The organism is Metabacillus sp. 84 (assembly GCF_050107715.1).
Lineage (GTDB): Bacteria > Bacillota > Bacilli > Bacillales > Bacillaceae > Metabacillus_B.
In genome coordinates, this window is record NZ_JBNILN010000055.1 from 1 (window position 1) to 206 (window position 206).

The 206-nt window shown below is 39.3% G+C and carries 1 pseudogene; it reads right to left on the bottom strand.

Features of this window, described 5'->3' with window-relative positions:
- Positions 1-206: pseudogene (locus ACQCV8_RS20295) on the bottom strand (RNA-guided endonuclease TnpB family protein); the annotation flags it as partial.

The window sequence follows — 206 nt, forward strand, 5'->3', positions numbered from 1 at the left end:
GAATGACAGAAATGTGATTGTCTTTTGCAAAATTGACGATTGCACGGCTCACCTTGTGGTCTTGGTCTTTCATCCATCTCTGTTCTTTATCATCCAATTTACGGATGGCATTGAGTTTTTTCTTCCTACCCAATGTTTTGCGTTTGGAACGGAATGTACGCTTCATGTATTTGTTTTGTCTACCGTTTCCAAAGAAACAAACCTTG